At 65.7% G+C, this 24623-nt stretch carries 22 protein-coding genes and 1 pseudogene; 5 read left to right on the forward strand and 18 right to left on the reverse strand.

Translation table 11 applies throughout. The features are described 5' to 3' along the window. The first annotated feature begins 3 nt into the window (after positions 1-3). Together mfd and F468_RS0108700 are read left to right on the forward strand one after the other, a co-directional pair. Entirely contained in the window at positions 4-3477 is a 3474-nt protein-coding gene (gene mfd / locus F468_RS0108695) for a transcription-repair coupling factor (RefSeq protein WP_018174327.1), read from the forward strand. After that, positions 3478-4140, forward strand: a complete 663-nt coding sequence (locus F468_RS0108700) for a CsiV family protein (RefSeq protein ID WP_018139252.1) — start codon at positions 3478-3480, stop codon at positions 4138-4140. It begins immediately after the preceding gene. A 40-nt stretch (positions 4141-4180) separates the two neighbouring features. Here F468_RS0108700 and F468_RS0108705 read toward each other — a convergent pair whose 3' ends face one another. The 3 genes from F468_RS0108705 to F468_RS0108715 are packed head-to-tail and all read right to left on the reverse strand — an operon-like array spanning position 4181 to position 6837. Continuing rightward, positions 4181-5146, reverse strand: coding sequence for a S49 family peptidase (locus tag F468_RS0108705; protein WP_012982592.1), 966 nt, complete (start codon positions 5144-5146; stop codon positions 4181-4183). Positions 5147-5155: 9 nt separating this feature from the next. Next, complete coding sequence (locus tag F468_RS0108710) at positions 5156-5854, reverse strand: HAD family hydrolase (protein WP_012982591.1); 699 nt, start codon at positions 5852-5854, stop codon at positions 5156-5158. After that, a complete protein-coding gene (locus F468_RS0108715) occupies positions 5851-6837 on the reverse strand; it encodes an RluA family pseudouridine synthase (RefSeq protein ID WP_018174326.1) in 987 nt (328 codons plus the stop codon). Before F468_RS0108715 ends, F468_RS0108710 begins: the two co-directional genes overlap by 4 nt. A 432-nt stretch (positions 6838-7269) precedes the next feature. Between F468_RS0108715 and F468_RS0108720 the strand changes: the two genes are divergently transcribed. Further along, complete coding sequence (locus F468_RS0108720) at positions 7270-10104, forward strand: Rne/Rng family ribonuclease (protein WP_018994971.1); 2835 nt, start codon at positions 7270-7272, stop codon at positions 10102-10104. A 74-nt stretch (positions 10105-10178) separates the two neighbouring features. Here F468_RS0108720 and F468_RS0108725 read toward each other — a convergent pair whose 3' ends face one another. Next, a complete protein-coding gene (locus F468_RS0108725; protein ID WP_018174324.1) occupies positions 10179-10673 on the reverse strand; it encodes a low molecular weight protein-tyrosine-phosphatase in 495 nt (164 codons plus the stop codon). A gap of 223 nt (positions 10674-10896) precedes the next feature. On the opposite strand from F468_RS0108725, the gene F468_RS0108730 reads away from it, so the two are divergent. Beyond that, entirely contained in the window at positions 10897-12132 is a 1236-nt protein-coding gene (locus F468_RS0108730) for a flagellar hook-length control protein FliK (protein ID WP_018994972.1), read from the forward strand. Between the two features lie 9 nt (positions 12133-12141). Then, the gene (locus F468_RS0108735; protein ID WP_018174322.1) at positions 12142-12501 is read left to right on the forward strand and encodes an EscU/YscU/HrcU family type III secretion system export apparatus switch protein; all 360 of its coding nucleotides are present in this window, start codon (positions 12142-12144) and stop codon (positions 12499-12501) included. Between the two features lie 21 nt (positions 12502-12522). Here the strand turns inward: F468_RS0108735 and F468_RS0108740 are convergent, their stop codons facing one another. From F468_RS0108740 to flhF, 14 genes and pseudogenes are all read right to left on the reverse strand, one after another. Next, a complete protein-coding gene (locus tag F468_RS0108740; RefSeq protein ID WP_018139246.1) occupies positions 12523-12942 on the reverse strand; it encodes a DUF2802 domain-containing protein in 420 nt (139 codons plus the stop codon). Between the two features lie 83 nt (positions 12943-13025). Further along, positions 13026-13247 (reverse strand): hypothetical protein, encoded by a 222-nt coding sequence (locus F468_RS0108745; protein ID WP_018174320.1) that lies wholly within the window; start codon positions 13245-13247, stop codon positions 13026-13028. 99 nt (positions 13248-13346) lie between these two features. Continuing rightward, positions 13347-13805 carry a chemotaxis protein CheW gene (locus F468_RS0108750; protein WP_018139245.1) on the reverse strand — a complete coding sequence of 153 codons (459 nt, stop codon included), beginning with the start codon at positions 13803-13805 and terminating at the stop codon, positions 13347-13349. Between the two features lie 84 nt (positions 13806-13889). Then, complete coding sequence (locus F468_RS0108755) at positions 13890-14621, reverse strand: chemotaxis protein CheW (protein WP_018174319.1); 732 nt, start codon at positions 14619-14621, stop codon at positions 13890-13892. After that, the gene (locus F468_RS0108760; protein WP_018993940.1) at positions 14618-15424 is read right to left on the reverse strand and encodes a ParA family protein; all 807 of its coding nucleotides are present in this window, start codon (positions 15422-15424) and stop codon (positions 14618-14620) included. The genes F468_RS0108755 and F468_RS0108760 overlap by 4 nt, the downstream gene beginning before the upstream one ends. Further along, entirely contained in the window at positions 15421-16338 is a 918-nt protein-coding gene (gene motD, locus F468_RS0108765) for a flagellar motor protein MotD (protein ID WP_018174317.1), read from the reverse strand. Before motD ends, F468_RS0108760 begins: the two co-directional genes overlap by 4 nt. A 7-nt stretch (positions 16339-16345) precedes the next feature. Further along, on the reverse strand, positions 16346-17089 hold the full coding sequence (locus tag F468_RS0108770; RefSeq protein ID WP_018139241.1) for a flagellar motor protein: 744 nt from the start codon (positions 17087-17089) through the stop codon (positions 16346-16348). Next, positions 17090-18196: a chemotaxis response regulator protein-glutamate methylesterase gene (locus tag F468_RS0108775; RefSeq protein ID WP_018139240.1), complete on the reverse strand. Its 1107-nt coding sequence runs from the start codon at positions 18194-18196 to the stop codon at positions 17090-17092. 2 nt (positions 18197-18198) lie between these two features. Then, positions 18199-20331: a chemotaxis protein CheA gene (locus F468_RS0108780; protein WP_018994973.1), complete on the reverse strand. Its 2133-nt coding sequence runs from the start codon at positions 20329-20331 to the stop codon at positions 18199-18201. Between the two features lie 79 nt (positions 20332-20410). Then, complete coding sequence (locus F468_RS0108785) at positions 20411-21187, reverse strand: protein phosphatase CheZ (protein WP_018139238.1); 777 nt, start codon at positions 21185-21187, stop codon at positions 20411-20413. Positions 21188-21289: 102 nt separating this feature from the next. Continuing rightward, the gene (cheY, locus tag F468_RS0108790) at positions 21290-21670 is read right to left on the reverse strand and encodes a chemotaxis response regulator CheY (protein ID WP_018139237.1); all 381 of its coding nucleotides are present in this window, start codon (positions 21668-21670) and stop codon (positions 21290-21292) included. Between the two features lie 59 nt (positions 21671-21729). Beyond that, positions 21730-22491, reverse strand: coding sequence for an RNA polymerase sigma factor FliA (locus F468_RS0108795; RefSeq protein ID WP_018994974.1), 762 nt, complete (start codon positions 22489-22491; stop codon positions 21730-21732). Continuing rightward, positions 22488-23312 (reverse strand): MinD/ParA family protein, encoded by an 825-nt coding sequence (locus tag F468_RS0108800; protein ID WP_018862904.1) that lies wholly within the window; start codon positions 23310-23312, stop codon positions 22488-22490. The genes F468_RS0108795 and F468_RS0108800 overlap by 4 nt, the downstream gene beginning before the upstream one ends. A gap of 159 nt (positions 23313-23471) precedes the next feature. Then, positions 23472-24543, reverse strand: a pseudogene (gene flhF, locus F468_RS0108805) (flagellar biosynthesis protein FlhF); the annotation flags it as partial. Positions 24544-24623 lie beyond the last annotated feature (80 nt).

Raw genomic sequence — 24623 nt, forward strand, 5'->3', positions numbered from 1 at the left:
TGCATGTCCGAACAGCCGCGCAACCCGCTAAAACCCGGTCGCTTTCCCGGCGACGGATTCGAGATCTGGTCGGGGCTCAATACCTCGGCCGCGCCCCTGGCACTCGCACGCGCCGCCGCATCGGCCGAATGGCCGCTGCTGGTCGTCGTCGAGTCGAATGAGGCCGCGGACCGCTGGCAGGAAGAGTGGGACTTTTTCGGTGCCGGGCTCGACCTGCCAGTGATGCGTCTCCCCGACTGGGAGACCCTGCCGTTCGATGTCTTCTCCCCACACGAGGACATCATCTCCGAGCGGCTGCGCACGCTGTATCACCTCCCGTCGCTGGAGCGCGGGATCATCCTGATCCCGGTCTCCACGCTGATGCAGCGCCTGCCCCCGCGCGACTGGCTGACCACCCAGGGTCTCTCCCTGCGCAGTGCCCAGCGCCTGGACCGCATGCAGCTGCGGGAACGGCTGACCGAGGCGGGCTACAGCGCAGTCAACCAGGTGATCAGCCACGGCGAATTTGCCGCACGCGGGGAGATCCTCGATCTGTTCCCGATGGGCGCCGAGCAGCCGGTGCGCATCGAGTTTCTCGACGACGAGATCGATTCCCTGCGCCATTTCGACCCGGAGACCCAGCGCTCCACGGAAAAGGTCGAGCGCGTCGAGATCCTGCCCAGCCACGAGTTTCCGCTGAACGAGGATTCCATCCGCGCGTTCCGCACCCGCTACCGCGAGCAGTTCAGTGGCGATCCCAGTCGCCACCCGATCTACCGGGACATCAGCGAAGGCCTGGTTCCCCCGGGCATCGAAGCCTACCTGCCCCTGTTCTTCGAGGGCATGGACAGCGTATTCGACTACGCCCCTCAGGCTCGCGTCGTGCAGGCCGGCAATATCGCCGACGCCGCGCAGGAGTATGCCCGCGAGATCGCCGACCGCTTCGAGCAACTGAGCCACCAGGTGGAACGCCCCCTGCTGCCACCGGAGCGCCTCTATCTCGACGAGTCGGCCCTGAACGAGGCGCTGCGCGCCCGCGCCGGTATTGCCCTGGGCGGCGAGCCGCCGCAGCCGCTACCGGCAGACCGAGGCAGGACCGTGCCCTTCACCTGCGACGCCCTCCCCGAACTGGGAATGGAACACGGCAAGGATTCCCCCGCCGAACGCCTGAAGCGCTTTGTCGGGGAACAGGAGCGGGTCCTGCTCACCGCCGAGTCCGCCGGCCGGCGCGAGGCCCTGCTCACACTGCTGCGCGAACAGGATGTGCCGCACCACGCCGTCGATGACTGGGAGGCCTTCCTGGGGGGCGAGCCCGGCCTCAGCGTGACAGTCGGTGCGCTGAGCGAAGGGTTCCGACTGCCGGACGGGATCGTGCTCGTGCCGGAGTCCGCCATCCTCGGCGAACGCGCGCGGCAATCCCGCCGGCGCAACCGCCCCACCCGCGATGCCGATGCCGTCATCCAGAACCTCAGCGACCTGACAGTCGGGGCCCCGGTCGTCCACGAAGAACAGGGCGTGGGCCGCTACCTGGGCCTGCAGACGCTGGATTTCAGTGGCCAGCCGTCAGAGTTCCTGACACTGGAGTACGCCGATGGCGCCAAGCTCTATGTCCCGGTCTCCTCGCTGCACCTGATCAGCCGCTATACCGGAGCCGATGCAGAACACGCCCCACTCCACCGCCTGGGCAGCGAGCAGTGGAACCGCGCCCGCAGCAAGGCCGCCGAGAAGGCGCGCGATGTCGCCGCCGAGCTGCTGGAGGTCCACGCTCGGCGCGCCGCCAAGCAGGGGACGGCGTTTGCGACCGAGACCCCCGAGTATCACGCCTTTGCGGCTGCCTTCCCGTTCGAGGAAACCGCCGATCAGCTCCAGGCAATCGACGCGGTACTGACCGACATGGCTGACACGCGGCCGATGGACCGCGTGATCTGCGGCGATGTCGGCTTCGGCAAGACCGAGGTCGCGATGCGCGCCGCATTCGTCGCCGTGCAGAACAATCGCCAGGTGGCCGTGCTGGTCCCGACCACCCTGCTCGCCCAGCAGCACCACCAGAACTTCAGCGACCGCTTCGCCGACTGGCCCGTCCGCATCGAGTCCCTGTCGCGCTTTCGCAGTGCCAAGCAGCAGGCCGCCGTGCTGGAAGGGCTGAAGGAAGGCAAGGTCGATATCGTGATCGGCACGCACAAGCTGCTGCAGTCGAACCTGGACTTCTCCAACCTCGGGCTCGTGATCGTGGACGAGGAACAACGCTTTGGCGTGCGCCACAAGGAGGCGCTGAAGAGACTGCGCGCCGAGGTCGACATGCTGACCATGACCGCAACCCCGATCCCGCGCACGCTGAACATGGCCCTGTCCGGGCTGCGCGACCTCTCGGTGATCACCACCCCGCCGCGCGAACGCCTGGCAATCAAGACCTTCGTCAACGAGTGGAACGACGCGATCATCCAGGAGGCCTGCCTGCGCGAGATTCGCCGCGGTGGCCAGGTGTACTTCGTGCACAACGAGGTCAACACCATCGAACGCATGGCGGAACAGATTCGTGCGCTGCTGCCGGGCGCCCGCATCGGTATCGCCCACGGCCAGATGCGCGAACGCGAACTCGAACAGGTGATGCTCGACTTCTACCATCGGCGCTACAACATCCTGGTCTGCTCCACCATCATCGAGACCGGCATCGATGTACCCACCGCAAATACGATCGTGATGAATCGCGCGGACAAGCTGGGCCTCGCCCAGATGCACCAGCTGCGCGGCCGCGTCGGGCGCTCCCACCACCGGGCCTACGCCTACCTGGTCACGCCGCCAGAAAAAGCCATGTCGGCCGACGCGCGCAAGCGCCTGGAGGCGATCGCCTCGCTGGAGGATCTCGGCGTGGGCTTCACGCTCGCCAGCCACGACCTCGAGATCCGGGGCGCTGGCGAGTTGCTGGGTGACGAGCAAAGCGGCCAGATCCAGGAAGTCGGCTTCTCGATGTACAACGACCTGCTCAACCGCGCGGTCAACGCCCTGCGCTCCGGCAAGATGCCCGAACTGGAGACCCCGGAGACCCCCGGAACGGAGGTCGAGCTGGGGCTGCCCGCCCTGCTCCCGGATGCCTACGTGCCGGATGTGCACACACGCCTGATCCTCTACAAGCGCGTCAGCAGCGCCGAGAACAGCGATGCACTGCGCGAACTGGAGGTGGAACTGGTGGATCGTTTCGGCCTGCTGCCCGATCCGGCGAAGGCCCTGTTCGAGGCGGCCCGCCTGAGGCTCAAGCTGACGCCGCTGGGGATCCGCAAACTGGAACTGGGCCCGGCCGGCGGACGCTTCGTTTTTGGACCCAATCCCGAAATCGATATCGCCGCCCTGATCGAACTGGTGCAATCCGACCCGAATGCCTACAAACTGGATGGCCAGAAGGCTTTCCGCTTTTTTGCCGAAATGGAGACTCTGGAGGCCCGCTCTCAGGCCGTCCAGCGTCTGATCCATACCATCAGCCCGAAACAACAGGCCGCCTGAATGCCCGCCAACACCAATCGCCCCGACCCGAACCGCCGCAGGCTCGTCAGCAGCCTCGCCCTCCTGCCACTACTCGGGCTTGGGACAACGGCCACCGCCCAGGTCGGCCGCCGCTACCGCATCGAGCTGGTCATCTTCGAGCACACGACCGCGGAGAGCCGGCGCCTGCAGGAGGAAATCGCCTCCGTGCGCGAACCCAACCTGGCAGGATCCGAACTGGGTGGGCGCATCTATCAGGATTCTCGGCGCGGCTTCGAGTTGCAGCGGGCGGCCAGTCGGGTCGAAGACTCCGGCACCGGGCGTGTGATCGCGCGTCTGGCCTGGGATCAGCTGGGCCGCGATCATAGCGCCACCCCCTGGCTCAAGGTGCAGCAGGGCCGCCGTCTTGGGGCCCGTCAGGCTGTGTTTGGCGATTCCACCACCGCAGCGCAGCCGATCGTAGTGGACGAAGACCGCTACGAACTGGAGGGCCGGCTACGGGTATGGGTCGGGCGTTTCCTCCACCTGGAGACCGACCTCGTCTATCACATCGACCGTGACGGGGCCGAACCGCTCGGCGTGGCCGTGCGCGGCCACCAGCGCATGAACTCCGGCAGCCAGCTCTTCTACCTGGACCACCCGGTCGTCGGGATCATCGCCCGCGTGACGCGGCTGGACAGCTAGTCCGGACTGAAACAGGCGTCACCCCGCCTGTTTTGCCGGCTCAGCGCCAGTTGGGCTTGGTCTCCATCGCCAGCCAGCTCTGCAGCGCCGACATGCCCAGGTCCTCGAACAGAAGCTGCAGGGCGCTGCGGCGCGGCTTGAAGGTCACCATTTTCTCAACACCAATCACGTCGCGTGCGACCGACTGATCCGTCCCCAGACCATCGATAAGGCCCAGATCCACCGCGCGTTGACCGGTCCAGATCAGGCCGTCGAACAGCTCCTCGTTTTCGGCCAGACGATCTCCCCGCCCCTGGCGGACCACATCGACGAACTGCTGGTGCAGCCCGTCCATCAGGTCATGGATATGGCTCACGTGACCCTCGTCGAGCGGCAGAAACGGATCCAGCAGGGCCTTGTTCTCCCCGGAGGTGAACAGCCGCCGTTCGACACCAATGTTCTCCAGCAGATCCACCACGCCAAAGCTGTCCAGGCGCACCCCGATCGAACCGACCATGCTGGCCTGGCTGGCGTAAATCTCGTCGGCCGCCACGGCGATGTAGTAGGCGGCCGAGGCCCCGATATCGGTGACGACCGCATAGACCGGGATGTCCTCGTGCTCGTCCTTCAGCCGCAGGATCTCGTCATGGATCGCGGCGGCCTGCACCGGACTCCCGCCCCCACTGTTGATGCGCAGCATTACGGCGCGAGTGCCATCCGCCTCGAACGCCCGTTTCAGGGTCTTGTTGAGCTCTTCGGCGTTGGCCCGAGCACTCGACGCGATCAGTCCGTCGACCTCGACAACGGCCACGTGCTCTTCGGGCTCGCGGTCGTCCTCGAACCAGGCGGTCAAGCCCATATCGCCGCCCCGCACCAGAACCAGCAGGGCGAACAGATAGATGAACAGCAGCAGCTTGAAGAAGATTCCCCAGCGCCGGGCACGCCGCTGTTCCACCACCTGGGCCTGGACCAGACGCTCCAGCGTCTCGCGCTCCCAGCCCGGCTTGTTCTCGTTCGACCAACCCATCGTTTGTCCTCAGTCCTCGGGAAGCGGCTCCGACTGCCGCAGGAGATCCAGCAGTTCCTTCAGGTCGCGGGCCACGGCCAGCGGGCGCTCGGCGCTCAGCCGGCGGTGATCGTGGACCCCATGTGTCACGGCCAGCGACGGGACGCCGGCGGCGCGAGCCATCTGCAGATCATAAACGCTATCACCGACCATCCGTGCCCGGGAACGTTCCACCCCGCAGCGCGCCATCACATGTTCCAGCATCACCGGACTGGGTTTCGACGGATGCTCGTCCCCGCAGGCCGTCGCGACAAAACGTCCCATGAGGCCGGCGGCTTCCAGGGCCTGGTCCAGCCCCGCCCGCGACTTGCCGGTCGCAACGCCCAGCAGCACGCCGCGTTCGTCAAGCCAGTCGAGCAAGGGCTCGACATGCGCGAACAGGGGCGTCTCTGGCGCATCGGTGGCGCCCAGATAGCACTGGCGATAGGTGGTGGCGAACGCCCCCACGAACGCAGAGTCGGCGCCCGGGAACAGTCTCTCTACCGCGGCCTCCACGCCCAGGCCAATAATATCGCGCAGCTCGCTTTCCGCGGGCGTCTCGCGCCCCAGGGCCGCACAGGCCCGCTGCAGGCAGTGAACAATCCGGCGTGGCGAATCCATCAGCGTCCCGTCCCAGTCGAATACGACCAGGCGCAAGGCATCCCCCTCCGGTGGCAGCAGTGTGCTCATCCGGACGCTTCGGGGCTTGCGAGCGCATCGAGGATCGACTGCAGCTCGTCCGGCAGCGGCGCGGAGTACACATGCGACTCGCCGGCCGAATCCTCGTACTGCAGGGCCTGGGCGTGCAGAAACAGGCGTTTCAGGCCTGCCCCGCGCAGTACCCGGTTTGCATCGGGCAATCCGTAGTCGTGATCGCCGCCAACGGGATGGCCAATCGCCTGGCCATGTACGCGGATTTGGTGGGTCCGTCCGGTACCGATCCGTACCTCGGCCAACTGAAAAGATCCAAAACGTTCCAGCGGCACGAACTGGCTGATCGCCGAGCGGGCACTCTCGGGGTCGGCATCCTCCCCCGCACGCATGCGGCGTTTCCCGTCCTGACCCCGACTGGAGGCAATCGGTTCGTCGCACACAATGGGCTGATCGTTGGGGAACGCCCCCACCAGCAGCGCCAGATAGCGCTTCTCCACACGCCCCTCGCGCAGCGCCGCGTGGAAGTCCTGCAATCCCGCGCGAGTCTTGGCCAGCAGCAGGCAGCCGCTGGTCTCGCGATCCAGCCGATGCCCCAGCTCCAGCTCGCAACCGGGACGCAGCTGGCGCATCGCCTCGATGATCCCGAAGGCCAGGCCGCTGCCGCCATGCACCGCAAGGCCCGAGGGCTTGTCGAGGACCAGGACCTGGTCGTCTTCATGCAAGATGGAGCGGCGCAGTCGGTCCAGGACCCCCGGGGGGATGTCCCGCTCGACGGCCTCGGGCCGGTCCAGGTCCGGCACGCGCACCTCCGAGCCGACACTCAGCCGCTGGGTCACCTTGGCACGGCGCCCATCGACCCGGATCGCCCCCTTGCGCACCAGGCGGTAGATCAGACTTTTGGGAACTCCCTTGAGCTCGCGCAGGAGGAAGTTATCCAGGCGCTGGCCATCCCCGCGCTCGGTGACCGAGAGCGTACGAGGCCCAGAGGGAGATTGCGGCTGACGGGGACGTGCTTTCATCGGGCGCGATCCTACCTCAGGCGCGCCATCCTAACCATGTACCCTGGCATTTGCGCGACGAAAAAACTTGCCCAATCGGGGGGTTATGCCCTACATTGGCGCACGGTACCTGCTGGCGGATATTGCGCCCGGGCGCCTCGAATTACCCGCCGATCTGGTCCTGCACAGTGCGACTACATGCGACCAGACGGCCATCGCCCAAAAGCGAACCTGTGACACTATTTCTTCTAACCCAGTCCTGTCTCCCCGGCCCCGCATCCCGCGGACGGCTGGTCCCGTGGCTATTGGTGAACACCTGGCTGGCGCGTTGGATTCCTCTTCGCGCCGCCATGGCGAGCATGCGTCTCGAAACGTCGACGTGCCGCCTCCGTTCCGCACCACACGGCCCCGGGCTTGTGACCGACGTACAGGACGACCGACCGAGTCCATTGCATGAAACGCATCCTGATCAATGCCACGCAGCCCGAAGAGCTGCGCGTGGCCATGGTCGACGGCCAGCGGCTGTACGACCTCGATATCGAACTGCCCTCGCGCGAGCGCAAGAAGGCCAACATCTACAAGGCCAAGATCACCCGCGTCGAGCCAAGCCTCGAAGCCGCGTTTGTTAATTTCGGCGCCGAGCGCCACGGCTTTCTCCCGTTCAAGGAGATCGCCCCCTCCGCGGTTGGCGCGCCGGCCGACAGCGACAAGCCCATCCGCGAGCTGCTAAAGGAAGGGACCCAGCTTCTCGTCCAGGTGGAGAAGGAAGAACGAGGCAACAAGGGTGCCGCGCTGACCACCTATATCAGCCTGGCCGGGCGCTACCTGGTCCTGATGCCGAACAATCCCAAGGCCGGTGGCGTCTCGCGACGCATTGAGGGCGAAGATCGCGCGGAACTGCGCGAGGCCCTGTCCGGCCTGACCATGCCCGATGGCATGGGCGTGATCGCCCGCACCGCCGGCGTAGGCCGCAGCACCGAAGAACTGCAATGGGACCTCGACTACATGACGGCCCTTTGGTCGGCCGTGACCGAGGCGGCGGAAAAGGCCAACGCCCCGGCGCTGATCCACCAGGAAAGCAACGTGATCATCCGCGCCCTGCGCGATCACATGCGCAATGACGTCGGCGAGGTGATCATCGACGACGAAGCCGTCTATCAGCAGGCGGAGGACTTCGTCCGACTGGTGATGCCGAACAGCCAGCGCAAGCTGAAGAAGTACGACGACCCCGTCCCGCTGTTCAACCGCTATCAGATCGAAAGTCAGATCGAGAGCGCCTTCGATCGCGACGTGCAGCTCCCCTCCGGCGGCGCCCTGGTCATCGACCATACCGAGGCCCTGATCTCCATCGACGTGAACTCCGCCCGCTCCACCAAGGGTGGCGATATCGAGGAGACCGCCTTCCACACCAATCTGGAAGCCGCTGAAGAGGTGGCGCGCCAGCTGCGCGTGCGAGATCTGGGCGGCCTGATCGTGATCGATTTCATCGACATGAGCGCCAACAAGCATCAGCGAGAAGTGGAAAACCGTCTCCGCGAAGCGCTCGAGCTCGATCGCGCGCGGGTCCAGGTGGGCCGCATCAGTCGCTTTGGGCTGCTGGAGATGTCGCGCCAGCGCCTGCGTTCGTCGCTCGGCGAGTCCAGCCAGATCACCTGCCCCCGCTGCCAGGGGCATGGCCAGGTGCGCAGCGTCGAGTCGCTAGCCCTGTCGATCCTGCGCCTGATCGAAGAAGAGGCGATGAAAGACCGCACCGGCCTCGTCCTGGCGCAGGTCCCGGTCGATGTCGGCACCTTCCTGCTGAACGAAAAACGTTCATCGATCAACGAGATCGAGGCACGCCATCGGGTCGATATCAGTATCGTCCCGAACCCGCAGTACCTGACACCGAAGTTCGAGGTCCAGCGCGTGCGCGGCGACGAACGCGAAGAGGTCGTCAGTGGCCGCGGATCGCACGAACTCGTGGAGTCCGTCGAAGAGGATGTCGACCCGCACGGCGAACGCCGCGGCAAAGTGGAGAAGCCCCTGGTCCAGGGTGTGAAGGTCAAGGCCCCGGCCCCGATGGCCGAGTCGCCCGCCCCTCAAACGCCCAGCGAGCCGGTGCAGCAACCCGGGTTCTTTACCCGCATCTGGTCCTCCCTGTTCCCCAATGCGGCCCGGACCCCGGAGCCTGAAGCAGAAGAGCAAGAGAAAGACGAGGGGCGCAAGCGCGGCAAAGGCGGGCAGCAGCGAGCCAGCCGCGGTAATGGAAGCAACCGTGGGGGCGGCTCCAACCGGCGCCGTGGCGCACGAGACGACGGCGGTGACAAGCGTGATGCAGCGAAGCCGTCAGGTAACGGCAAAGGCGAGCCCCGTCAGGACGCCAGCAGCGCCGGTAGTGAAGACGGCGGCAAAGGCGGCCGATCGCGACGGCGTGGTAGCGCCAGTGGTGGCGCCGGCACCAAGGCTCGCGAAACCGAACCCAAGGCCGCCAAACCGAAGGCGGAAGGGGGCGAGGCAGCCGCAACATCCGAGGAACCGGCATCGCCTTCCGGGAACGGCCCGTCCACTTCCGACGACGATAGCGGCAAGGGCCGTGCCCGTTCGCGCCGCTCGCGCCGGGGCGGGCGCCGTCGTGGCGGCCGCGGCCGCTCCGGAAGCGGTGACGACAGCTCGGGTAATGAAAACGCCGAGAACCAGGATGCCGGTACTTCGAAGGAAGTTGACCAGTCCGCCTCCTCGCCCCAGGACAGCGAGACCACCAGGAAGCCGGCCGTGAAGGACTCGGGCAAGGGCGACAGCCAGCCACCCAGCGGCGAGTCCAAGCCGGCCGCTAGGGAAAAATCAGCCGAGAAGGACTCCGGCCAGGAAACCGGTGGCAAAAGCGAAAAGGCGCCTGAAGACAAAGGTGCGGTAAGCGACAAGCCTCAGGCCCAGGAGAAGCAACCCCGCGAGCCTGGCAAGGCGGAAAAAGGGTCGGAAGACGCGCCCAAGACTGCCTCCGGCACACGTCGGGCAAAGGGAAGCGCTCAATCGTCCAAAACGGATGACGCGAAGGACAAGGGTGATTCTGGATCGCACACCGAGAATCGCCCTTCCGAAGCCGCCAAAGCGGATGACAGCTCCGCATCAAAGCCGTCTCGTGGCAAGAAAAGCGATGCCAAGCCCACGCCCGAGAAGGCCGCACCCGCCGAGGCCAGCGGTTCTGCCCGGTCGGAGCCGGCCTCGGCACCCCCGACCGACAAGCCGGCCAGCAAGCCGGAACCGGCGGCTGAGTCTTCGAGCAGCCCGGACGACAAACCGCGCGATTGAGCTGGAAACCGGCCGATAACGTTTATCGCGTTATCGGCCGGCGGGAGAACGCCCCGGCCGCCTGACCAGGGTCTTCAGGAGACGCGCTCCAGCGCGTGTTCCCGGCAGATGTGGTCCAGCAGGCCGTCGCTGGCGGCCTCGACGAGATCCATCACATGAACGAAGCCATCCGGCCCGCCATAGTACGGGTCCGGTACTTCGCGCTCGGGATGGTCCTGGGCGAACTCCAGGAAACGGTGCAACCGCGCGCGGGCGCCATTCGGCTGGATCTGCTGGGCATTGCGATAGTTCGCCTCGTCCATCGTCAGGATGTAGTCGAACGTCTCGAAGTCGTCCGCCTCCAGCTGCCGCGCCCGCAACTGGTCGAGATCGTAGCCTCGGCGGCTCGCCTCCTCGCGGGCGCGCGGGTCCGGCCGTGCCCCAACGTGATAACCCGCCGTACCCGCCGAATCCACCTCGATGGCGGACTCCAGACCATGCGCGCGCACGCGTGCCTGGAAGACACCGTGAGCCATGGGCGAGCGGCAGATATTGCCCAGACAAACCATCAGCACTCGAATCTTTTGCATGCCTTCTTTTGTGTTCGCGAAATGAACACACAGCATAGCAAAGCCCCGCTCCGATGCCCGCCCGTAGGCGCGGCGGACACGGTGTGCGATGCTGTTGGCATGCCTGCAGTGCGGGCAGCCGCTTCCCAAGCGACTCGGAGCACCGATGCCCGACTTTACCGGCCCTCGCCCAACCGGATTGCCCGCAGGCGGCCTTGATCGGGTAGCCCCGCGAGCGAGCGCGATGCCGACGCTTGAGACAGGCACCCGGCTGCAGGTCCAGATCGTCGGGCAACTCGCCGAACGGGGAGTTCAACTGCGCCCGCTGACGTCGTCCGGCGCGCAAAGCGTGGACACCCGCGCGCCCATCTTCAATGCCCAGCTGGCGACTCCACTACCCAACGCCCTGCTACCCGGCAACCAGTCCGGTCCACGCATCGCCCTCGCCGAGGTGACCCGCACAGAGCCGCGCCTGGAGGTGAGGCTGCTACCCCTGCCCTCTGGCACCACCCTGGCGACCGGTTCGCCCTCGCCCCCGGCGCCGACTTCACCATCGAATCCGTCGGTCGGCCAGCACGACGCCACGCAGTGGCTGTTGCGCGAGTTGCGCCACCAGATACCGGGGGCGCGAGGCCTGGCCGGTGGCATGCAAACGATTCAGAACACGCTGGCCACGGCCATAGCAGCCGGCGCGCCACCCACAGCAAGCGAAGCCCGAGTGCTGCCGGCGATGAACCGCCTGATCGAACTGACACCTCCTGCCGTTCGCCTGACCAGCCCCGATAGCCTGAATCGCCATATCCAGCAGTCCGGCCTGTGGCTGGAGGCCATGCTCGCTCAGGGGGTTCGAACCAATACCTCTGGCACGGCCGCTCAGGATCTCAAGGCCCAGCTGCTGCGCGTCGCCGAACACCTGCGCCAATCGGCCGAGACCCGTTCCCCTCTGCCAACCCCCGCGGCTGCGACGCCGGCTCCACCCGCGCCCACCACGGCGGGCCTGCCTCCCACGGGGGCGCTGGCCGGGCTCATCGAAGGGATGCTGAAGCGCATTACCACGCTGCAACTGCATTCACTGCAGCCCAGCACGCAGGGAGACGACGAGTCGCACCCCCGCTGGTTCTTCGAGCTACCCTTTCGCAGCCCGCAAGGGCTTCACTCGCTGGCCGGCCAGTTGCAGCACGAGGCTGGCCGCCCCCCCGAACGCGCCGAGGGATGGACTCTTGTGCTGGATCTCGATTTGCAGGCCCTCGGCCCTACCCGTGTCGCCCTTGCGCTGCGCGATGACCGGGTATCCGTTCATTTCACCGCAGAACGCCCGGAAACCGTCCAACGCCTGCGCGCCGGCACGCCGGAACTCCATCAGCGCCTGGCCGGGCGTGACCTGACCGTCGGATCGCTCTCGGTGCGAGAAGGTCAGGTGGAGCCACAGGATCCGGCGAGCCTTACCTTGCGTGACGGGCTGCTGGACGAGCGCGCCTGAAGGCTTGAGATGAGCAAGCGACGCCCCCCTCACGATCACGACGAGCCGTACGTCGACCCCCGCGGCCCCCGCCGGCAGCAAGCGGTGGCACTGGAATGGGACCGGCAACGGGCGCCGCGTATCACCGCGAGCGGCAGTGGTGTCACCGCCGAGCAGATCCTGCGAATCGCCGAGGAACACGGGATTCCCCTGCACCAGGACCCGGGCCTGACCGAGGCGCTCGCACAGGTACCGCTGGGCGAAGAGGTCCCGGAGAGCCTTTATGTCGCGGTGGCCGAGGTCCTGGCGTTTGTATTTGTGCTTGCGGGCATCACACCCGAGGACCGCGAACAGGGATACCGCCGCGACGATTCAACATCGGGCGAGTGAAGACACAAGCAGTAGCAGGGACTAACGACGACCCGCAGAGCCGGGGGCGTGCAGACTGTACAGGAGGTCCAGCTCGGTGGTGGTCAGGCCGCACATCCGGCGGACTTCTTCGCGCTCACGGCCCTGCCGAATAAGCTCGATCGCCTGCTGATAGGCGCCATCATCGGCGTCACGGGCCCGCAGCTCGCTTTGCTGGTCGTTGAGGCGCTCCAGTGCGCGCTGCACCGCGGATTGCGCCTGGCTGTGGTTGACCACCCCCTGGGAGATGACCTTCATCGCACCCTGCAGCGCCATCACCGAGGTCGCCTGACGCTGGTAGTCCTGGCGCAACGTCGCGAGCTGGCGCCGCAGGGTTAACACAAGCGAGACGGACAGCACTGCAACGACGGTCGCCACCAGGGCGATTGCCGCGACAATCCAAACCAGAATGCCTTCCCCCATCGACCCAATACTCCCAGCGACTCAGACTCGATTGTCGCGTGAAATGCACTGATACACCACCCGGGGCCGACTGGAGGGGTCCGTCAGGCGTAATCGTCGATCAAGCCCTTACGGGGGCGCTGGCGTCGGTCGCGCGGGGAACGCTGTTGCGCAGGCTTTACGGCCGGACGCAGCACGGGGTCCCGGTCGTGGTCATCACTGAGCGTCCGCCCGGGCACGGTCGTATGGACCGGGCGAACCGTGGAGTTCGTGGTCGGCGGCTGCACGGGGCGAACCGTACGATCCGGCTGCAGTTCATCCACCATCGCCCCACCTCCCCTCCGCATGCCGCGTTTCGGAGCCACTCTCAGGTTTGATCCTCTCCAATACGCGGCGGTTCCAGTTCGCCGAATGCCCCGCGGTTTCTACAGCTCCCGCAACTGGGCCCATTCCTCGTCAGACAGGAGCTTGTTCAGGTCGACCAGGATCGTGAGCCCCTGCTCCGTGCTCGTCACCCCCTGGATGAACCGCGAACTGTCGTCATTTCCGACTTCCGGCGCGGGCTCGACCGAATCCAGCGAGATCCGCACGACCTCCGAGACCGAGTCCACCAGGATGCCGACATTCTGGTTGTCGACATCGATGATCACGATGCGCGAGGCCTCGTCCGGCTCGCGGTCCTCCAGGCCCATACGGCGGCGCGCGTCGATCACGGTCACGACGTTGCCCCGCAGGTTGATAATGCCAAGGATATAGTCCGGCACACCGGGAACAGGCGCGATCTCGGTGACCTTCAGCACCTCCTGCACCTGCAGGACGTCAATCGCGTAGGTCTCCTCCGCGAGACTGAACGTCACATACGGGGCCGTATCGGCCTTGGCCATCGCTTCTACGTCTTGTGCGCTGCTCATGTCGTCCTCGTCGCTCGCGGACCCTGTTGCGGGCCCGGTGTTCGGTTCCTGAATACGTTATCGGCCGCGCTCGTCCCGGCTTGAGTCCGGAGTACCGCCCATTTCCCAGCTGCCCTGGTCCAGGGTCCGGTCGAGGGCCTCCAGGTCCAGCAGGGTGGCCATCTGTTCCCGCTCCACCCCGGCCAGCCAGGGCAGGCGCTTGCGGTGACTGCGCCAGCGCAGATTCTGAGGGTCGATCACGCGGGTCCCCTGAATCGAGCGGCAGGCCAACGCGAAGCGCGAACCGGCCAGGAACACGACATGGCGGGCTGTCTCCGGCTCATATTCCCGATCCTCGGGGGTCACCACGGCCGCGAGATCAATCAACTGCACTCGCCCCTGTTTGGTATCCGCCAGACCCAGATACCAGACGGAGTGGTTGGGCGTGGGGCGCACATCCAGATCCCCAAGCGGCGCAACGCCGCCGAGCGAGGCCAGCGGCGCCAGCAGGGTCAGATTCCCGGCCTCCAGCACCAGGGCGGAGAATCGCTCGGACGGACGCGGATACTCGTCACTCTCGACAATCGTGCGCGGAGGCACGGGGGGCGCGACCGCTTCGGCCACCACGGGGACCTCTGGTTCGTCTAACGGCTCCGGTTCAGCGGGCGCCGGTCTCGGTTCGAGGATATCCGGGCGCAGCAGGTGCGCCGGGGCGATCGGCGCCGGTTCGTCCAGCAGGCTGCCAAAATAGTCATGCAGGGCTTCAGGTTCGGCCTTGAGTGCCAGGTTGTCATCACGCGAACGGTTCATCCCTTCTGCCTCCGGGTCCGGGCATGAGGCTGCGAAAGCTGCCCGCCAATCGCCTCCAGCAAGTCCGAGTACGCCAGTACGCCCCGGGCGTCCGGAATCATGAAGCACAGCGGCTGGCCTGCGCTCGACGCATCGCGAAACTTCGTATCGACCGGGATCACGCCGGGCCAGACCTCATCGCCATAAAGGCGGCGCAGCTCGGCCAGCGCCTCGTGCGCGGCACGCGTGCGTCGATCGAACAGGGTGGGAATGATCCGGTACTGCAACTCGGCCTTGCGCGACTTCTGGACCATTTTCAGGGTATTGATCATGCGTTCCAGGCCCTTGAGGGCAAGGAACTCGGTCTGCACCGGGACCAGCAGCTCGTCACAGGCCGCCAGGGCATTGACCATCAACACGCCCAGCATGGGCGGGCAGTCCATCAGCACGTAGTCGTACTGGTCGGCGACCTGCTCCAGCGCCTGGCGCAGCACCAGGCCCATCCCGCTGCGCGTACCAAGCTGCCGGTCGAGTGTGGCCAGTGCCGTGCTGGCCGTCAGCAAGTCCAGCCCCGGGAACCGGGTCTCGCGGATCAACCCCCGCGGATCAGGACGCTTCCCCTCTGCGCACTGGCTGAACAGCTCGTACACACCGCGGGTGGCGGTCTCCGGGTCGTGGCCGAAATAGGCCGTCAGCGAGCCATGGGGGTCGACGTCGACCATCAGGACGCGCTGTTCCGGACCCGACAACAGGCCACTCAGGGTGACTGTGGTCGTGGTCTTGCCCACCCCGCCCTTCTGGTTGGCCACCGCCCAGATCTTCACTCGGTATCCCCCTCGTCCCCATCCATCGTTGGTGCACCCGGCGCGAGCGGAAGGTCTTCGCGCAATTGCTCGGGTTCCTGCGCCCCGTCTTCGCGCGGGCGCGCGCCGGGCAGGACCACGATGGCCACCCGCCGGTTTTCCGCCCGTCCTTGCTCGGTATCATTGCTCGCGACCGGACGATGCTCACCATATCCCAGGGCCACCAGATTCTTCGGCTCGATGCCCGCGTCTTCAAACACGCTCACCACGGCCGCGGCACGCCCCGAAGAAAGCTCCCAGTTGGAAGGATAGACCGCCGTCTGGATCGGGACATTGTCCGTATGGCCCTCCACGTGCACCCGCGACACCCGCGGCGCGAGGATCGCCCCGACCTCGTCCAGCAGGGCCCGGGCCTCGGGATTCAACGTAGCCGAACCGCTCCCGAACAACAGCCGACTGGTGATCTCGATCTCCAGCCAGTACGCCTCGCGGCTTACCCGGAGATCACCCTCCTCGATCAAGGGGGCCATCGCCATTTCCAGCTCGTCGGCGACCTCGGCCAGTGCCTCCAGGAACTCCTGCAGCTCGTCATCCGTACCCGCATCGTCCAGTAGCCCGGATAAGGCCATGTCGATGGGTGCTACACCGTCGTCAACGATGCCGGGCTGCACATCAATCGGAACCAGCGCGCGCATCTCGTCCAGGGACTGCTCACGCGACACCGTCGGTTCTCCCACCTGGATCGGATCGGTCTGCGCCGGTGCCCGGAAGGCGTCCACCAGCGACTCCGACAGCACACGATACTTGCCGTCATCCACCGAGGAGATCGCGTACATCACCACGAAAAACGCCAGCAGCAGCGTGACCAGGTCGCCATAGGGGATGGCCCAGGCCTCGTGATTCTCCGCTTCTTCTGGGCGTTTGCGCCGGGCCATCGCGACCTCACTCGTGGATGAAGCCGCTAAGCTTGCTTTCAATGTTGCGGGGGTTTTCGCCCTCGGCGATGGAGATCAGCCCCTCCATCAGCATCAACTGGTGCTGCGAGCGTTTCTGGATGATTGATTTCAGCTTGTTCGCCACCGGCAGGAACAACAGATTCGCCGACGCAATCCCGTAGATCGTGGCGACAAAGGCCGCGGCAATCCCCGCTCCCAGCTTGCTGGGGTCAGCCAGGTTCTGCATGACCGCCATCAGACCCATCACCGCGCCGACAATGCCAAGCGTCGGGGCGTAGACCCCCATGCTCTCGAATACCTTGGCCCCCTGGGTATCGAAATGCTCGCGGTTGTCCAGATCCGCCTCGAGGATCTGGCGGATGGTCTGCGGCTCGGAGCCATCCACCAGCAACTGCAGCCCCTTGCGCGCGAATTCGTCGGTCTCCTCGTCGGCCAGCGTCTCCAGACCCAGCAGCCCTTCCTTGCGTGCCACGTTGGACCACTCCACGATGCGAGCCAGCATCGCCTCGTTGTCGATCCGCGGCGGCTTGAATGCCCAGGGCAGAATGCGCATCCCGTGAAGAAACACCGCCATGCGCGCCTGCACCAGGGTTGCCCCCAGCGTCCCCAGGACCACGATCACAAATGCGGCCGCATTCCAGAGTGCGCCCAGACCACTCCCCTTCGCGATACTCCCCCCGAGCACCGCGACGAGCCCCAGGGTGATCCCGATGAGGCTCAGGATATCCATCTAGCAGAACCCCTTGACCAGTGCCGGACCCACATCCGGCAACGGATACACCTGGTCCACGAGCCCGGCCTCTGCGACTGCAGCCGGCATCCCATACACCACCGAGGTGGCCGCGTCCTGTGCCCAGACCTGCGCCCCGGCGGTCTTCAAAGCCCGCGCACCTTCGCGGCCATCTGCGCCCATCCCGGTTAGCACCACGGCGAGCACCTGCCCGCGCAAGGCCTCGACCGCCGAGCTGAACGCGGCATCCACGCTGGGCTTGTAGATCGTGCCCAACGGGCTCTCGGTCACGCGCACCGTTGTCTGGCTGCCGCGCTCCAGCGTGGTTTGCAGACCGCCGGGGGCCAACAGGGCCACCCCAGGGCGCATGACATCGCCATCCTGTGCCTGCTTGACCCGAATTTGGCACATGGCGTCCAGGCGCTCCGCGAAGGCCGGCGTAAAGCTCGCAGGCATGTGCTGAATCAGCAAGATCGGCTGTGGGAAGTTCGCCGGCAGGGCCTTGAGCACTTCCTGCAAGGCCACCGGCCCCCCGGTGGACGTCCCGATCAGTACCGCGCGGACCTGCCGCAGCGGCACGGCGGGCCGACTGACCGGCGGGGCCTGTCGCTGTACCTCGGCCGCCTTGCGGTCGGACTCTTCACGACGCGCAGAAGGGCGGGCCTCGACCGCTGGTCGCACGCTCCCTGGCTGGCTGACCGAACGGGCCCGGCTGCGCGAAAGGCTGCGCACCCGCCGGCGCAGCAGCATGCGCGCGCTGTCCTCGTCGGACGCGATGTCGCTGAAGCGCTTCGGCAGAAAGTCCACCGCCCCTGCCTCAAGCGCATCCAGGGTCGCCTGGGCCCCCTCGGTGGTCAGACTCGAGAACATCAGTACCGGCCGGGGGTTCTCGGCCATGATCCGGCGCACCGCGGTGATGCCGTCCATCACGGGCATCTCGATATCCATGGTCACGACATCCGGGTCCAGTTCCTTGACCTTGCGAATCGCCTCCTCGCCGTTCTCCGCGCTGCCGACGACCTCGATCCCCGCGTCGGCGTCCAGAATTTCACTAATGCGGCGGCGGAAAAACCCGGAGTCATCCACCACCAGTACCTTAACCGGCATCCTTAGCCCTCGATTGTTTGCGCAGGCCGCCGGGTGCGGCCCGCCGACGGGATCTTGTGCGTCAACAAACCCACGAGATCGGCGACATCCAGGATCAGCGCAATCCCTCCATCACCGGTGATGGTCGCGCCTGCCAGGCCCTTCACGCCCTGCAGGTTCTGCCCCAGTGGCTTGATGACCACCTCTTCCTGCCCCACCAGATCATCGACGACCAGCCCTACCTTGCGATCCGCGGTATGCACCACGACCACATGCGATTCCGGTTTGGCTTCGGGGATGAACCCCGGCTTCAACCACCGCTTGAGATAGTGAACCGGAAGCGCCTGATTTCTTACAACAATGACCTCCTGGTCATCCACGTAATGGGTCTTGGTCAGATCCAGGTCCAGGATCTCCGAGACAGACGCCAGCGGGATCGCGAATCGCCGCCCGTCGAGGATGACCATCAATGCAGGGAGGATCGCCAGGGTCAGCGGCAGCTTCACCCGCAGCGTGGTCCCGACACCGATCTCGGAATCGATCTCGATGGTGCCGTTGAGCTGCGAGATCTTCGTCTTGACGACGTCCATCCCCACCCCGCGACCGGACACATCCGAGATCTCGGTCTTGGTCGAGAACCCGGCCATGAAGATGACGTTGAAGGCCTCGCGATCGGTCATCCGCTCGGCCATCGCGGGTTCCATCAGACCCTTCTCGACGACCTTGCGCCGCAGGGCCTGCGGATCCATGCCACCCCCATCGTCCTTGATCAGCAGGGCGATGTGATCGCCTTCCTGCGCCGCGCCGAGCACCACCGTCCCCTTGCGCGGTTTGCCGGCCTTCTCGCGCACCTCCGGAGTCTCGATCCCATGATCCACGGCGTTGCGCACCAGATGCACCAGCGGATCGGACAGGGCCTCGACCAGGTTCTTGTCGAGGTCGGTGTCCTCGCCGAAGATCTCCAGCTCGATCTCCTTGCCCAGGCTGCGCGACAGATCGCGGATCACGCGCGGGAAGCGATTGAAGACCTTATTGACCGGTTGCATGCGGGTCTTCATCACCGACGTCTGAAGATCCGACGTGACCAGCGCCAGCGAACTAATGGCCTTCCCCAGCTCGTCATCCACGTGCTGGGTTCGCAACATGCTCAGGCGGTTGCGCACGAGCACCAGCTCCCCGACCAGATTCATAATCTCGTCGAGACGTTCGGTGTTCACACGGACCGAGGCCTCGCCCTGAGGGGCCTGCCGGGCGCCGGCCGCCGCGGCCGCAGGCGAAGACGCCTGTGGCTTGGCTTCGGGAGCCGGCGGTTCCTGTGTCGCGCCAGCGGCTTCGGGCTCCACGCTCGGCTCTTCATGCGGGGACGACTCAGTCACAGCGGGTGCCGGCGCTGCAGTGGCGGGAGGCCCATCACCTCGCGCCTGCAACTCGTCCAGCAGGTTCTCGAACTCATCGTCGGAAATCAGGTCCTCGCCGTCGTCCCCTGGCCCGGCTGCATCCGAATCGGTGCCGGGCAACCCGGCGTCCTCAGTCGACGGCGTAGCGGAGTCCTGGGCCGCCTGCGGCGAACCATCGCCGTGCAGCGAATCCAGCAGGGCCTCGAACTCGTCATCGGTAATCTCGTCATCGGCACCGACCAGCCCCGACTCATCCCCTCCAGCCTTCGCAGTGGCTTCCACCTCGGCGGGGGGTGCCGGTTCCGGCTCCGGTTCGGGGGGCACGTCTGGCGTCGCGATTGCGGCGGGTTCGGAATTGCCGGCCACGTCTTCATTCTTGGCCATCCGCCGCAGGTCTTCGACGAGATCGGCCTCCGCGGGCGTCGGATCGACCCCGGAGCGGAGGTCGCCAAACATCACGTTCAACGTATCGAGGACCCGCAGCATGGTATCCATCAGGTGACCGTCGACCTGACGTTCCCCATTGCGCAGGAGATTAAACACATCCTCTGCGTGATGGCAGACGGTCACCAGCGGATCCAGGCTCAGAAAGCCCGCGCCACCCTTGATCGTGTGAAAGCTGCGAAATACCGCGTTCAACAGATCCCGGTCATCGGGATGCTGTTCCAGGTCGATCAGCTGCTCGTTGAGTCCTTCGAGCAGTTCCCCGGCCTCGATCAGGAAGTCCTGAAGGATTTCGTCGTTGGGGTCGATGGCCATTCGGTCTCTCCGTTCCGGTGAGGCTTGCCGTTGAGGGGTGGGCGCCGGGAAGCCGCCGATTCAGGGATCAGCGGGCTACCTAGAAGCCCAGGCTGGACAACAGATCGTCCACCTCGTCCTGTCCTTGAACGACATCCTGGCCGGAATCTTGAGTCTTCGGCACTGCTGGCCCGTGTCCACGCCGATCGCCCTCACGCCGCTCGGCATCGTCATCCAGCGTCTTCTCCGCAGCCTCGACCGTCTCCATACGCCCGCTGGACAGCCGAATCAGCGTGACCAGGTTCTCCTCCAGGTCGGTCACGAGCTGAATCACGCGCCGGATCACCTGCCCGGTAATATCCTGGTAGCTCTGCGCCATCAGAACCTCCGACAGCAGGCGGCGCAGCTCTTCGGTATCGTCGTTGGCCTGAGCAAAAAACTCGTCCAGCTCACGAGCGAACTCCCGGAACTCGTCGACCGAGAGTTGCCGATTGCGAAAACGGGTCCACTTCGCCGTCAGTTGGCCGGCCTGCTGGCTGAACGATTCGGCAATGGGGAGACTCGTCTCGATCGCGGTCAGGGTCTCGTGCGCGGCCTTCTCGGTCATCGTGACCACATAATTGAGACGCTCGCGGGCATCCGGGATCTCGGCCTGGGTCAACTCGACCAGCCGCGAATCCCCCCGGAAGCTTTGCAAGGCCTCGTGCAGGTCGCGCGTAAGCTTTCCGAGCTCGTCGAAGAGTTCGCGGTCGTAGGGGCGCGCCAGATCCTGGATCAACGCGCGCGCGGCCACCTCATCACCTGCCTCCAGAACCTGCACGAGCTCCCGCGCGCGAGCGATTTGCTGCTCACTGATCGATTGTTCTTGGTCTGTCATCCAAAGCCCCTTGCTCGCTCCCCATCCCGAACGTGATGACCGGGATCGATCCCCCGGCCATCCATTTGTCTGGACCAGGAGACTTCGACACCGAATCCCAAACTAGCCTTGGGATTCAATGCGTTCGAATATTTTGTCGATCTTTTCCTTGAGGGTTTCCGCAGTAAAGGGCTTCACCACGTAGCCGTTCACGCCCGCCTCGGCCGCCTCGACGATCTGATCCCGCTTGGCCTCCGCCGTCACCATCAGCACCGGCATCGTCTTCAGCTTCTCGTCGGCACGCACCGCCCGCAGCAGGTCGATGCCCGGCATATTGGGCATGTTCCAGTCGGTAATCAGAAAATCGAAGTCGCCGTTCTGGAGCATCGGCAATGCCGTGCTGCCGTCATCGGCCTCTTGGGTGTTGTTGAAGCCAAGATCACGCAACAGGTTCTTGATGATCCGTCGCATCGTGGAGAAGTCGTCCACGATGAGAATTTTCATTCCCTTGTCCACAGGTCACTCCGGGATAGATGATTCATATGAGTACTAGAGCTTGGCCTTCAGAATAACTGCAAAGCCTCGCCGTCTTCGAGCCAGGAGCCCAGACGCGCGCGCAGTCGGATAACGGCCTGACTGCGGATCTGGCTGACGCGCGACTCGGTCACCCCGAGTACCGCGCCAATCTCGCGCAGGTTGAGCTCCTCGATGTAATAAAGCGACAACACCAGACGTTCGCGTTCGGGCAAATCGCCCAGCGCGGCGGCCAGCTCCTCGCGAAACTCCCCGGCCTCGATCGTGCGCGAGGGCGAGGCCTCCTGCCCCTCGATCACCCGGTCCGCATCACCATCGGTGCCGCCCAGATCATCCAGCGCGAACAGATGGGCGCCGGCATGGTCCTGCAGCATCGAGTAGTACTCGTCGATCGGGACCTCGAGTTCCTCGGCCACCTCGACCCCGCGCGCCGCACGCCCTTCACGGGCCTCGACGGTCTGAATGGCCGAGGCGATCTTGCGGCTATTGCGGTGCACCGACCTCGGGGTCCAGTCACTGCGGCGTAACTCGTCGATCATCGCGCCACGGATGCGAATCCCGGCGTAGGTCGCAAACGTCGCGCCCTGCCCGCCCTCGAATTGCCGCGCGGCCTCCAGCAGGCCAATCATGCCGGCCTGGATCAGGTCATCGACCTGGACCGAGGAAGGGAGGCGAGCCATCAGATGGTGCGCGATGCGGTGCACCAGCTCGATATGTTCCGCGACGCGCTGCTCGTGGCCGGCTGCGGCCACGTTCTCGTATCCGTGGAGGCGATTACGCGTCGCCATCATGCGCTCTGCAGCATCCGTTCGACGAAAAACCCGACACCACCATCGGCACCACGGGCCACCGGCCAGCGGTCGACCGCACGGGCGAGTTCGGTAAAGGCCTTGGCCGCCGGGCTGCCCGGATATTGCTGCACGACCGGTGCCCTTTTCTGTACGGCCTTGCGCAGATGCTCGTCCATCGGGATGTAACCGGCGAGATCCAGGATGACTTCCGGCAGGTAGTTGTCGCAAACCGTGGTGAGTTTCTGCAACAAGCGCTCGGCGCCCGCGCGGTCCTGGACCATATTCGTGACCAGCCGGAAACGCCGCATGCCATGATCTCGATGCAGCACCTTGATCAAGGCATAGGCATCGGTGATGGACGCCGGCTCGTCGCAGACGACGACCAGGGTCTCCTGGACCGCTCGACAGAAGGTCGTGACGGATTCCTGCAGGCCCGCTGCCGTATCCACCACCAGCACATCCAGCGGCTTGGAATAGGCGCTGAATGCCTGGATCAAACCGTTGTGCTCGAGCTGCGTGAGATTCGCCATCGCCGCGATCCCCGAGGCCGACGGGATGACCTTGATCCCCTCCGGGCCCTCGATCAGCACATCCTGGAGGTCGTCCACCTGTCCGGTCACCAGGTCATGCAGGGTGCGCTCGGGTCGCAGTCCGAGCAGCACATCGGCATTGGCCAGCCCCAGGTCGGCATCAAACAGCATGACCTCGCGGCCCAGCCGCGCGAGCGCCACGGACAGGTTGACCGACACATTGGTCTTGCCGACGCCGCCCTTGCCGGAGGCAACCGCAATGACCTTCAACGGCTGATTAGTGCGTGGCATAGCGTCCTTTCCCCACCGGATGGATCATCTCCAGAACGCCCGCATCCTGAGTACGGCGCGGCGACGGCGCATTGCGGCCGGCATTCGAGAACTCCGCCAGGCTTGCATCGGTCCATCGTTCATCGCGGGAGGATCGACGCGCGGGGCCGCGCTCTTCGCCGAGCGCCCGCCGGGTCAGATCGCCCGTCTCGACCCGGTGGAAGTCTTCGGCAATCCGCTGTCCATCGCTAACAAACGTGAGCCCAAGGTGTTGATCGAGCAATACCGACAACGTCTCCCCCAACTGTTCGGCTTCGTCGAGTTTGGTCAGCACCAGCGCCGATGGCTCCGTCTTCCGGAACGCATCCAGCACCCTTCGCAGCGCCGCCGCCTGAGTGGTCGCGGAGACGACCAGCCAGCTCTCGCGCCGGACACGGTCCGGCCAGCCGGCAAACAGCGACTCGTCGCCCACCGTGGAAGGTGCCTGCCCGGCGGTGTCGACCAGAATCAGATGCCCATCCTCTGCCCGCGCGGTCATGTCGCGCAACTCGCGCGGGCTCTGCAGCACCCGCAATGACACGCCCGCCATCTGCGCGAACGCCTGCAGCTGGCGCGTGGCCCCAATGCGCTGGGTGTCCAGTGTGACCAGCGTAACCGAATCCGCACCCATACGACGGATTTGACGCAAGGCAATGCGTGCGAGTGTAGTGGTCTTGCCCACCCCCGTAGGCCCCACCAGGGCCAGCACGCCACCTTCATCCAGGATGTCCGGATGGCGGGTCGCGATCGCCCCGGAAAGGCGTGCGCGCAGCCTCTCCCAGGCCTGTTCCACCGTGCTGTCGTCGAGAATACTCCCGGCGAGACTGCGCGCCAGTGACTCGCTGAACCCACGGTCCATCAGACGCGCCTTGCACTCCGCCGCCAGCGGATGCCGCGCCGCCCACTGTGCGGCCTCGTTGTCGCTGTGCTGGCGGGTGAGCAGGCTGCGCAGATCCCGCAGCTCCTGGCGCATCGCGGCGAGCTCGGGGTCCGCGGGCCAGGCCGAGCCCGGGCTCGGACGCGAGGCGGATGCCGGCGCCTCACGCGGGGCATGGACCGCGTTCACCGCAGCCTGCTGCTCGCGCTCCGAGACCCCCGCATCGCCATCTTCCAGCGCCGCGACAACCTCCAGCCAACCATCGACACGGCGGCTCGATAGGATCACGGCATCCTCGCCCTGCTGTTCACGCACTTGCCGCATCGCATCGCGCATGTCGCGTGCCCGGTACCGTCTCACATTCATCGCTGTTCTCCCGCTCCGCTCAAGGAAAACACTGATCAGTGTTTCCCTCT

The organism is Thioalkalivibrio sp. ALJ2, from assembly GCF_000378325.1.
Classification (GTDB): Bacteria; Pseudomonadota; Gammaproteobacteria; order Ectothiorhodospirales; family Ectothiorhodospiraceae; genus Thioalkalivibrio.